This is a genomic window from Clostridium senegalense JC122 (assembly GCF_000285575.1).
GTDB lineage: Bacteria > Bacillota > Clostridia > Clostridiales > Clostridiaceae > Clostridium_J > Clostridium_J senegalense.
The window spans coordinates 151711-163478 of the sequence record NZ_HE611052.1 but is presented as its reverse complement, the minus strand read 5'-3'; the positions used below and the strand labels follow the sequence as shown (position 1 = coordinate 163478).

Sequence of the window (11768 nt, the reverse complement as noted above, 5' to 3'; positions counted from 1 at the left end):
ATAAATTGTAGTATTATAATTTAAAATAGAAATAAACTAAATATATATAAAATAAGATATCTAATTAGATATCTTATTTTTATATATATTTTATGAAGACATTAAAAGTTAAAATATAAATGATATAAAAATCTTAGAGTTGACAACTAAAGATAAGTAAATACTTTTGGAATGTTTTTAGATAACTTTAAAATAAATTTTAAAATAATAGAAAATAAAAATAAACAATTAACAAATTGTAAAAAAACATTTATTTAAACAGAAAGTAGTTGCAAAGAATCAAAAGATGTAATATTCTGAAAAAGATAGAAAAAATAAAATAGATATATCTAAAAAATAACTTTAAGGAAAAGTTATGTGATAAGTTAAAAGTAAATATTTATTTAAACTAATATAAACATTAAAAATTAATATTTATAGTGTACTATATGAAGTTTAAAAAAATGAAAAGGTTTTCTTAAATATATAAAAAATATTGTCAAGTAAAATTTGAAATTCAATTTGAACTAGTATAAATGATTAAATTTTCAGCAAATTGAAATTTTACTTTATTTATAGATTAAAATTTGGTATTATTATTTAAAATAGTTTTTTAATTAACTTATTAAACTGAATATACTTTTTATAATGCTTTAGCTTATTAGCATAGGATAACCAATGTTTACAATATGTTACTAACATAATTTAGATAAGCTATATTTTAAGGTTTAGCCGTTAGGTAAATGATTTCATATAAGACTAAGAATAACTGGATATGAAGGTGATAACTAATAATGAATAAGAAGAGCTTGTAACTAAGACTATAAAATTATTTTAATGAAAAATAAGGTGTAAAATTAAATGTTTTATTTTCAGAAAAGTCTGTATATAATTTCAAAGTTCATAATTATACGTAATAGTTTTTATATGAATACACTTTTATAATATAAACTTAGTATATGTACCAGAATAAACATCATATTATCTTAAACAAACATCTTAGAAAAAGTCGATATAGATGAATCTTTTATATATTATTATGAGATAGCTTAAAATTTGAAATTATTAATAACCTAAATTTATATAAAGGAGAATGATGTTATGAATTTACTTAATCCGGTTGTCATTTCTATTGCAGTAATGATAATTTTATGTTTATTAAAACTGAATGTTATATTGTCTTTATTAATTTCAGCTATAGTTGCTGGAATTGCAGCTAATTTAAGTATTGAACAAACTATGGGGTTGTTGGTAGGTGGAATGGGTGACAATTCTCAAACGGCACTTAGTTATTTATTATTAGGAGCTCTTGCTGTAGCTGTAAATAAAACAGGACTTGCAAGTATACTAGCTAAGAAAATATCTACGGTAGTTAGAGGTAATAAAATTGCTTTTATATTAATTATAGCGTTTATAACTTGTTTTTCTCAAAATCTTATTCCAGTACACATAGCATTTATACCAATTTTAATTCCAGCACTTATACCAATTATGAATAAATTAAAAATTGATAGAAGAGCTGTTGCATGTGCTTTAACTTTTGGATTAAAGGCTCCTTATATAGCTATTCCAGTAGGTTTTGGACTTATATTTCAAAATATTATAAGAGACCAAATGATAGCTAACAATATAGAAGTTACAACTAGTATGGTAAGTAAAGTAATGTGGATGCCAGGAGTTGGTATGATTATTGGGCTTTTAGTAGCTGTATTTTTTAGTTATAGAAAGCCTAGAGAATATAAAGATGTAATTTTAGAAGAGTTTTCAAATGATAATGAAGATTTAAAAATGACAAGGACACATTGGCTTGTATTAGTTGCAACTATAGTTGCTTTTATAGTTCAAATTTTAACGAAATCGTTACCATTAGGTGGGTTGTGTGCAATTATAGTATTAATTGTAACAAGAGCTATTAAATTTGATGAAGTTGATGACTTAATGAATGGTGGAATTAAAATAATGGGTTTTATAGCATTTGTAATGCTTGTAGCTGCTGGATATGGAAATGTATTAAGACAAACAGGAGCTGTAGAATCTTTTGTAAACTCTATAGTTTCTTTAGTGGGACAAAATCAGTTTATTGGTGCATTATTGATGCTTTTAGTAGGACTTCTTATAACTATGGGAATAGGAAGCTCCTTTGGTACTATTCCAATACTAGCGACTATATACTGTCCACTAGGACTTAAGTTAGGTTTTAGTCCTCTAGCTATAATTATATTAATTGGAGTAGCAGGAGCACTAGGTGATGCAGGTTCTCCAGCATCTGATAGTACTCTTGGACCAACATCTGGACTTAATATAGATTCTCAACATGATCATATATGGGATACTTGTGTACCAACATTTCTACATTATAATATACCGTTGTTAATTATTGGTATGGTAGCAGCATTAATGCTTTAAGAAACTCTTGGACAAGTTCTATATATTTAGAAGGTTTAAAGGAACTATCTTAAAATAGAATTAAAATTCTATTTTAAGATAGTTTTTTATATATGTAATTTATATTTTAAAATTTATTGTATGTATAAAAATAAGCATTAAAAAATATTTTTCTTGACATTTTAATACATACCTAATATTATTATTTATAAAATAAATAATGTTTTAATCCTTTGATAAGGGGGAGTAATTAAATTTAGGTTCGTTAAAGAGAGCTGGGAATGGTGGAATCTTAGCATGAAAAAATTTAATGAATGGGCCTTTGAGGAATAAAGGGAAATCTTTTTAGAAAGTACTGGTTATCGTGGACTGCACGTTATAGCAGATAGAGTATGTTAGTACTTGAAATTGAGTGATATGATTTTATTAAAATTATATAATCTAGGTGGCAACGCGGATAATATCTCCGTCCTATTAATTTAGGACGGAGTTTTTTTATTTGAAATTAAAAAATTAGACGAAGGTGGTGATTTATATGAGGTGAAGGTATAGCTCTTTAATAAACAAAATTTATTTAAAAATACAATTAAGAAAAATAATTAGTATAAGGAGAGTTATAAATATGAAAAAAATTAATAAAACGGAAATATTAACAATGAACTCAATTTTATTAGCAATAGGTGCTATACTGCATCAAATTACTCCAACTATAGGATTGCCAATGCAACCAGATTTTGCTTTAACTATGATGATAATAATAATAGTAATTAATAAGGATGACTATAAAACTATATTGGTATCAGCTATAATAACGGGAATATTTACTGCTATGACTACGAAATTTCCAGGAGGTCAGTTGCCTAATTTAATAGATAAGTTAGTTACAGCACATATAGTATATATATTAACAAATTTTATATGTAAAATAAGAATTTTTAATAGGATGAATAATAACTCTTTTTTAACAACAATTGTTTTATCTATAGGAACTTTAATAAGTGGAGTAATGTTTTTATTATCAGCTAAAACAATAATAGGATTACCAGCATCATTTAAACTACTTTTATTAACAATTGTATTACCTACTATTGCTATAAACACAATAAGTGGACTAGCTTTATATAAAATAATAAATCTAGCTTTTAAAAGAGCAAAAATTTTCAATTAATAATTATACAGTATTTAAAGAAAAGGTATAGAGCATTTAATTAATGGCAAACTATATTTACATGAAGTAAATTTTACATAGCTATTTTAAAAAAATAAATATAAATAGTGAGAGTATAGATGTAGATTAAGTATATAAATATGCACATTAAACTTTTATTACATATTATGTAATAGAGTGTAAAAAATAAACGATGACATTCTAGTTTTTAAATAATTAAGATATTTTATAGAGGTGATTTAATGTATAATATGAAACCAGAAACTTTTAATCTCAATTCAGTTGAAGGTATATCCATAAGGCAACTAGAAGAACATTATAAATTATATGTAGGGTATGTAAATAAATTAAATGAAATTTGGAGCGTACCTTATATGTCTAATGATTTTACTGGTAGTAATCCAACTTATTCAAAAATGCGTAGTTTAAAACTTGGAGAAACATATGCATTGAATGGTGTGAAACTACATGAACTTTATTTTGAAAATATGACTAATGGAAATAATAATCCCAGTGGTGTTTTGCTTAACGCTATAGAAAATCAATTTTCATCATATGAAAATTTTATATCATATTTTACTAATGTAGGATTGGCAGTGAGAGGATGGGTAATTCTTTGCATTGATCCAATAGATAATAGATTGCATATAATTGGAAGCGACCTTCATGATCAAGGTGCAGTATGGCTTTCTTACCCAATATTAGTTATGGATGTTTATGAACATGCATATTTTATGGATTTTGGAACGGATAAGGCAAAATATATGGATACATTTATTAAAAATGTAAATTGGGATGTATTAAATGAAAGATTACAAAGGTATGTTGCTTCAATGAAGATTATGGAAATGAAAGAAAATAAAAGGTATGAGTAAAAAATTAAAATAGAAAATATAAGTGAAATCCCACTACTTTCTTTAAATATAGTAGTGGGACTTTTAAATTAATATTGACTCTAACCTAAGAGGAGGAATTATAATGATATAAGAGAGGTGATGATAACTTGAAAATTAGTAAGTTTGCAAATTTAACAGGTGTAACAATAAAAACACTACATTATTATGATGAAATCGGATTATTAACACCATCAAGGAAAACAGATTCAGGTTATAGAATTTATTGTGATAAAGATCTTTTAAAGTTACAACAAATTAATACTTTAAAATTTATTGGATTAACACTTAATGAAATAAAAATATTTTTAGATAATAAAGAATATGATATTGAAAATTTGATTCATATACAAAAAAAGGAATTAGAAGAAAAAAGGAAACATATAGATTCAGTTATAGAAGCTCTTAATAATGCTGAAAATCAAATAATAGAAAATAAAGTTTTAGATGTTGAAAATCTTATAAAAATTATTAAGATGACCAACATAGAATCTAAAGTAAAAGAGCAGTATGAAACGTCGGAAAATTTTGATAAAAGAGAAGACTTGCATAGTTATAACATTAATAAAACTGATTGGAATACGTGGTGTTTTGATAATATGTCATTTACAAAGAAAGCACGAATATTGGAATTAGGATGTGGAACAGGAAGGTTATGGTTAAAGAATATAAATAAAGTAAATAAAAATTGGAATATAACTTTGTCAGATTTTTCTACTGGTATGCTTGAAAAAACTAGAGAACAGTTGAAGTGCGTAGGACATAATTTTACCTATAAAGTTATTGATGCACAAAATATTCCTTATAATGATGAAAGTTTTGATATAGTCATTGCAAGACATATGTTATATCTTGTTCCTGATATAGAAAAAGTTTTATCAGAAGTAAAAAGAATTCTTGTTAAAGGTGGAGTTTTTTATGTAACTACTAATGCACCAGAAGCTATGAGTGAACTAAATGAGATTATGGATGGCTTTGACTGTAAAAGTGGGTTAGGTAGTAACGGTATGTGTGAAAGATTTGATAGTATAAGTGGTAATATATTATTAAAAAAATATTTTGCTAATGTAAAGTTAAATACTCTTTCAGGAAAAATTATAGTTGATAAGGCCAAGCCTATAGTAGATTATAAGGCATCAACAATAAAAGGTAGGAATATACTTATGGGAGAGAAAAAACAAGAATTTATAAAGTATATAGAAGATTATATTGATGAAAATGGAGCAGTATCTATAACGACAAAAGGATGTATTTTAAAAGGCGTTAAATAATTACTATTAAGTAAATCTTTATTATTAATGTAAGTTATAATTCTTATAATAAGTTTCCTTTATTTTTTAAAAACTAGTATAAGTAGGGGGAATTGTTATGATATATATGTAGATATAGTGGTACTGTTATGTTTAGGGAAAGTAAATAGTGGTTTTATATTGTTAAAATATTTATATAAATTAAAGGAGGAATAACCTCCTTTATAATTTCCTATTTCCATCATTATTAAAAATTTTTTTAGGTGCATTTCATCAAGAATAATCATAATAACCAAACCTATTAAAATTATTATATTTTCATAACTTACGTTAATAGTTTTGGATAATTGATTTAAAATAAATTCTAAAGCAAGATAAATGAAACCTAATATAATAAAAGTATTGGCTGAATATTTTTGTGCTACATTCCATGTATCTTCATTTTTCATTGATAATTTGGTTCTATAACCATATATACGATTGATTTTTCGCGGTGGAAAAGCTTTAAATATAAAACCAATGACTATGCATATTATTCCTATAAGAGCTATCATAATTACCTCCTAAATTTATTCATAATCTAAAAATTCAATAATAAATTAATATTTCTTTCAATATTAAATTATAACATAAATTACAATATATTTATATAATGTATATAAATATAAAAGCATAACTTATATAAATATTAGATAAGTTATGCTTTATGTTATTTAGTTAATTCTTCAATGATATACTCAAAACCATATTGCTGATAATCATGCCAAAATTTTTCTCGTTTTTTTGGGAACTTTATAGATTTACTTAAACGTTGTTGTTCTGCAAGTGATTCTTCCATGGGACGAGTTTCATATTTCAATTCTTCACTGGATTCTTTAAGAAGATTAGCACCTTTTTCATTATTGATTAAAATTAAAGAAACACCTTTTTTATCATTCCATTCAGGGGCATACTTTTCAATTCCCCAATAATCTGCAATTGTAATATCAGATGGACGGTGTATATCTGTAAATGGGCATTGCTCACAAGAGGGGCGCATAATAGTTTTGTTACCAAAGAAAAGTTGATAGAACCTTTCGTCGGTATGTATTTTTTCGCTATGTGAAGTTGTAAATAGGAATGTTTTATTACTATTTTCTCTACTCCAATCAATTGTCTTGGAACGGAATTGAATACTGGTTAATTTTCCTTTATATTCTTTTTCTAATAGTCTTTTGTAATCTTCCCAAACTAAAGGGCTAGGAATACTATGACAGATCACGTCACATAAGTATAAATTTTTAACTAATGATGAATCTCCCATATACCCTTTTAATCCTGCATTTTGACAAGGAGTTCCGGTAAATAGTACTTTTCTTTTATTCATTAAGTCTTTTTTTACCTGCTCAAAGGTATTCCCCATGTTACTTTGAACATATTTAGATATCCTCATTCGGTCTCGCTGTTCGTAATTTTCTGCTCTCTTATGTAAAACATGGAATTCATCATCAAAATCAACACCATAGACTACACCACCTTTTTTAAGTATTGCATCAGAAATTGCTGTGAACACTCCTCCAGATGTGGAATTCATTAAAACTTCTTCACGTTTGTGTTTAGCCACTAAAAAATTAGGCACAGTCTTTTCTTTATAATTTCCATCATAGATCATAGGGCAGATGTTTACACAACTATGACAATCTATACATAGTTCTTTGTCTATGACAGGATATAAAAATCCTTCTTCATCTGGTCTCATAGAAATTGCCTGTGTAGGACAAGTATTGTAACAAGCACTACAATTACAACAGTATTCTTTCTTTAAATAAACTTTCTCCATGATAAATCCCTCCTTAGTTTTATTAAAAACATAAATTTATTACTAAAAATGCTTATTAATAGTCATAATTTTATGTTAATATAAATCATTATACTAGGCAAATAAATTATTTATGTAAGGTGGAGGAGAAAATGAATATTATATATGAAAAACCAACTGCTGAGGATTATGTGAATTTAAGAATTCGTTCTGGTATGGGAAAGAAAGATATAGAAAGAAGTCGTATTGCTATAGAAAATTCATTGTTTACAGCAAGTATTTATGATGACGATAAATTAATAGCTTTTGGTAGAGTTGTAGGAGATAATGGAATAACTTATGTTGTAAGTGATGTTATGGTTGATGAAAATTATAGAAGAAAAGGATATGCAAATAGAATAATGGATGTAATTGATGAATATTTAGATAGGAATACATTTGAAGATAGTTATATTTTTCTTATTGCAAATTTACCTGCTGATTGTATTTATAGTAAACATAAATTTGAATATTTATCTAAAGATAAATGTGGAATGTTACGTAATCAAAAGAAATTTTAACATTAAGATATTAGTATAAATGCTATTTTGTATATTTATGTAATTGTGATATAATGCAAGCTATATATTACAATTAAGGAGAATATTATGAAAAATAGTATTTTGTTGGATTTGAAAGTAGCAATCAAAAATGGATTTTTACATATTTTTGGATCCAGTTTTATAAATAAAATTATTGGATTTGGTATAGGTATAATTTTGCCTAGAATAATTGGAAAGGATTTATTTGGTGAATATACATATGCTCAAACTATTCTAAATATGTTTTTATTATTGCAAGGATTAGGTGTTGTACCAGCTATTCTTCAATATTGTAGTGGAAATTATGATGAAGATCAAAAATTATCATATTTAAAATATGGAATTAAAATAGGTATGATAAGTAATTTAGTTATATGTATTTTAATGGTATTATTTTCTATATTGGGTTCACTACCTATCAAAGGAAGTATGACTATTCTACTATATTTAAGTGCAATACCTGTATTTTCTATAATTTTTGATATTATTCAAATTTATTTAAGAGTACTTTATGAAAATAAAAAATTTGTTATATTAAGCAATTCCAATACTATATTATATTTAATTGGAATTGTTTCTTTAGGTATATTATTTAAAATAAAAGGTATTATACTTGCAAGATATATGTCATTAGTTTTAACAATTATATTAGGAATAATATTTTTAAGACAACACATATCAAATTTATCAAAGGTTGAATATCCAGATAAAGCTAATAAAAAAGAGTTTTTGAAGTTTTCTATAATTTTATCTTTAACAAATGCTATTTCACAATTACTTTTTCAATTAGATGTACTTTTAATTGGTAATATAATTAGAGATGCATCTATCGTTGCAATATACAAAGTAGCTACATTAATTCCAATGAATATGCTTTTTTACCATCATCTGTAATGATTTTTGTTTATCCTTACTTTGCAAAGAAATGTGATGATAAAAATTGGGTTAAAGCAAAATATATTAAATTACAAAGATACTTAGCTATTATAAATGGTTTAATTAGTATAATTTGTATTGTATTTGCTCCAATTATTATAAAAATTATATTCGGAAGTGAATATTTAAATTGTATAAGTGCTTTTAGAATTTTATGGGTTGGTTATTTTATAGCAGGTACATTTAGGGTACCTAGTGGAAATGTATTATTTACTATAAAAAAGAAAAAGTTAACTTATTTAATTCAATTTTTAGTGGGCTTTTAAATATAGTATTAGATATTTTGTTAATTTTAAAATTTGGATATAATGGAGCTGCAATAGCAACAGTTATTACATTTGTAATATCATCTATAATATCTAATACTTATTTATATAAATATCTGAATAGTTAATTTAGAAAAATTTAGTTTAGATAAAATTATATCTAAATATTAACTATAAAACATAAATTTTACAAGTTGTATATGTTTAATTTTAATATTTATTTAGTAAAAAGATGGAGGGAAATATGGAGGTTAAATACGTTATTATAATTCAATGTGAAATCGCACATAAGAGATGTAGTGGTTTTGCTTGTACTGATGCATTTTATAATAGAGATGAAATGTTTAAAGAATACGATAATAATATAAGATATATTTCATTTACTTGTGGTGGATGTTGTGGAAAGGGCATTGCTTCTAAATTAGAGCATTTTTCTAAAAAAGTATATAAAAAATATAATCTTAATAAAGATCAGGTTGTTATTCATTTATCATCTTGTATGGTAACTGATAATCATCATTATGATAGATGTCCTAATATAGATTATATAAAAAATATATTGATAAAAAAAGGTTATAAAAATATAGTTGAAGGATCTTATATTAGTATTAATGCTAAAAGAAAAAGAGAAGAAAACAAGTATAACTGCTATAAATAAAATTAATTATATGATGAATACATTTAAAAACTATTTAATGGTATACTGAAGGAATTTATAAGTAAAAGATAGAGACTTATAAGGTTTAGAAAATATGACTGAAATTTTATATTATATAAGATGTAACTTAAAAAATTACAATAAGGTTAAAGTTTATAAAGAGTTGCTTTGATAACAAAAGCAACTCTTTTATTGTACTTAAAAAATTATACAACATTTCAACAAAATATACATAAATACACATGTTTTATTATAATAAAAATTATATATTTATGTAATAATATATAATTTAATTTAAAAATATGGTACAATTGGTATGTATTACAAAAGAGACAAAAAATATATTCAGTAAAGAAACTTTTTATATTATAGTTAAAAAAAGTGTTTAATTAAATATTTACATCGCAAGTAATTGATATAATAAAAAATAATTTAAATTTATTTTTAAACATTCTACTTAAACTGCTAAAGTAAAAAATGCAAAAGATTAAAAAGTTTTGTAAAGAAGGGGAGTAAATAAATTGAAAAATAAAAGAATTTTAGCATTATTAATGGTAACTTGTTTAACAGTAGGAACTTTAGTGGGATGTGGAAAAAATCAAAACACAGAAACTCAAGAAAATAAAAATGTAGCAAGTGATGTAAAAAAAGATGAGGTTAAATTACAAAAATTAAATTGGTCAGAAAATAACTTTAATGCATTAAATAAGCTTATTGAAGAAAATGGAATTAAAGGCAAAAACTATGACAAAAATAAAAACCATATATTGTAGTAGATTGGGATAATACATCAATTTATAATGATGTGGAGGAAGCTCTATTAATATATCAACTTGAAAATTTAGAATTTAAGATGTCTCCAGAGGAATTGTCAAAAGTACTTAGAAAAGATATACCTAAAGATAATTTTAATGAAAAATGTAACAATAAAGATGGACAACCTGTAAATATAGATTTAATAGCTGAAGATATAGATTCAGATTATAAATTTATTTATGAAAATTATAAAGGAATGAAAGGTGATAAAACTCTTGAAGATATGAAAAAGACTTCAGAATATAAAGATTTTATTGCTAAAACAAGATATTTATATGATTCTATAGGAAAAACATTTTCAGCAGATATAAGTTATCCTTGGGTTACATATTTATTTGCAGGAATGAATGAAAATGAAGTTAAAGAATTAGCAGAAAAAGGTATTGATAATGCATTAAATGAAAAAATAGGTGTAAAAAGTTTAACAAGTCCTGAAGAATTACCAGGCAAAGCAGGGGTTGTATCAGTTTCTTATAATAGTGGATTAAGAACTTTAGAAGAACAACAAAATTTATACAATACATTAATGGAAAATGGAATAGATGTATACGTGTGCAGTGCAAGTTTTGTTGATATTGTTAAAACATTTGCTTCTAACCCTAAGTATAAATATAATGTACCAGAGCAAAATATAATGGCTATGGAGCTTCAAAGAAAGGATAATGTTATAGTTCCTGAATTTAAAGAGGGATATGATCAAACTCAAGGAGCAGGAAAGACTAAAACAATAAAAAGATTTTTAGCTTCTGAAAAAGGTTATGGACCTATTCTTGTAGCAGGAGATAGTGCTGGGGATGTAGCTATGCTAAAAGATTTTGAAGATACTAAGATTGGGTTAATAATTAATAGACTTAAAGATGGTGAAATAGGGGAATTAAGCAAACTTGCTTCTGAAAGTGTTGGTAAGGAAGATGCAAAATATTTACTACAAGGAAGAGATGAGAATACTGGAACTTTTAGACCTTCTGAAAAATCAATAATGTTTGAAGAAACTGAAGAAGGATTACTACACAAATAATTTTTAAATAAAAGGTAAAA

Annotated in this window: 12 protein-coding genes and 1 other annotated feature; of the genes, 10 read left to right on the top strand and 2 right to left on the bottom strand. The window is 24.9% G+C overall.

The genetic code is table 11. The features are described from left to right. Positions 1–1080: 1080 nt before the first annotated feature. The 4 genes from CSGHG_RS12430 to CSGHG_RS12415 all read left to right on the top strand — a co-directional run bounded on the left by CSGHG_RS12430 (position 1081) and on the right by CSGHG_RS12415 (position 5696). Entirely contained in the window at positions 1081–2385 is a 1305-nt protein-coding gene (locus CSGHG_RS12430) for a Na+/H+ antiporter family protein (RefSeq protein WP_010295794.1), read from the top strand. A gap of 203 nt (positions 2386–2588) precedes the next feature. Beyond that, positions 2589–2841 (top strand) — a binding site (T-box leader). Between the two features lie 145 nt (positions 2842–2986). Next, positions 2987–3532, top strand: coding sequence for a tryptophan transporter (locus CSGHG_RS12425; RefSeq protein ID WP_010295792.1), 546 nt, complete (start codon positions 2987–2989; stop codon positions 3530–3532). 242 nt (positions 3533–3774) lie between these two features. After that, on the top strand, positions 3775–4407 hold the full coding sequence (locus CSGHG_RS12420; protein WP_010295789.1) for a superoxide dismutase: 633 nt from the start codon (positions 3775–3777) through the stop codon (positions 4405–4407). A gap of 128 nt (positions 4408–4535) precedes the next feature. Next, entirely contained in the window at positions 4536–5696 is a 1161-nt protein-coding gene (locus CSGHG_RS12415) for a MerR family transcriptional regulator (RefSeq protein ID WP_010295787.1), read from the top strand. Positions 5697–5791: 95 nt separating this feature from the next. On the opposite strand, the gene CSGHG_RS20750 is transcribed toward CSGHG_RS12415, so the two are convergent. Together CSGHG_RS20750 and CSGHG_RS12405 are read right to left on the bottom strand one after the other, a co-directional pair. Continuing rightward, positions 5792–6229 carry an SdpI family protein gene (locus CSGHG_RS20750; RefSeq protein ID WP_010295785.1) on the bottom strand — a complete coding sequence of 146 codons (438 nt, stop codon included), beginning with the start codon at positions 6227–6229 and terminating at the stop codon, positions 5792–5794. Positions 6230–6384: 155 nt separating this feature from the next. Then, positions 6385–7494, bottom strand: coding sequence for a Coenzyme F420 hydrogenase/dehydrogenase, beta subunit C-terminal domain (locus tag CSGHG_RS12405; protein WP_010295783.1), 1110 nt, complete (start codon positions 7492–7494; stop codon positions 6385–6387). Positions 7495–7625: 131 nt separating this feature from the next. On the opposite strand from CSGHG_RS12405, the gene CSGHG_RS12400 reads away from it, so the two are divergent. The 6 genes from CSGHG_RS12400 (at position 7626) to CSGHG_RS20740 (ending at position 11748) form a co-directional block, all read left to right on the top strand. Then, a complete protein-coding gene (locus CSGHG_RS12400) occupies positions 7626–8033 on the top strand; it encodes a GNAT family N-acetyltransferase (RefSeq protein WP_010295781.1) in 408 nt (135 codons plus the stop codon). A gap of 87 nt (positions 8034–8120) precedes the next feature. Continuing rightward, positions 8121–8948 carry an oligosaccharide flippase family protein gene (locus tag CSGHG_RS20745; protein WP_052314808.1) on the top strand — a complete coding sequence of 276 codons (828 nt, stop codon included), beginning with the start codon at positions 8121–8123 and terminating at the stop codon, positions 8946–8948. Then, entirely contained in the window at positions 8948–9256 is a 309-nt protein-coding gene (locus tag CSGHG_RS24685) for an oligosaccharide flippase family protein (protein ID WP_052314807.1), read from the top strand. Before CSGHG_RS20745 ends, CSGHG_RS24685 begins: the two co-directional genes overlap by 1 nt. 244 nt (positions 9257–9500) lie before the next feature. Continuing rightward, positions 9501–9914 (top strand): CGGC domain-containing protein, encoded by a 414-nt coding sequence (locus tag CSGHG_RS12390; protein ID WP_010295780.1) that lies wholly within the window; start codon positions 9501–9503, stop codon positions 9912–9914. Between the two features lie 521 nt (positions 9915–10435). Further along, positions 10436–10687, top strand: a complete 252-nt coding sequence (locus CSGHG_RS24310) for a hypothetical protein (RefSeq protein WP_010295778.1) — start codon at positions 10436–10438, stop codon at positions 10685–10687. A gap of 32 nt (positions 10688–10719) precedes the next feature. Continuing rightward, on the top strand, positions 10720–11748 hold the full coding sequence (locus tag CSGHG_RS20740; protein ID WP_010295776.1) for an HAD family hydrolase: 1029 nt from the start codon (positions 10720–10722) through the stop codon (positions 11746–11748). Positions 11749–11768 lie beyond the last annotated feature (20 nt).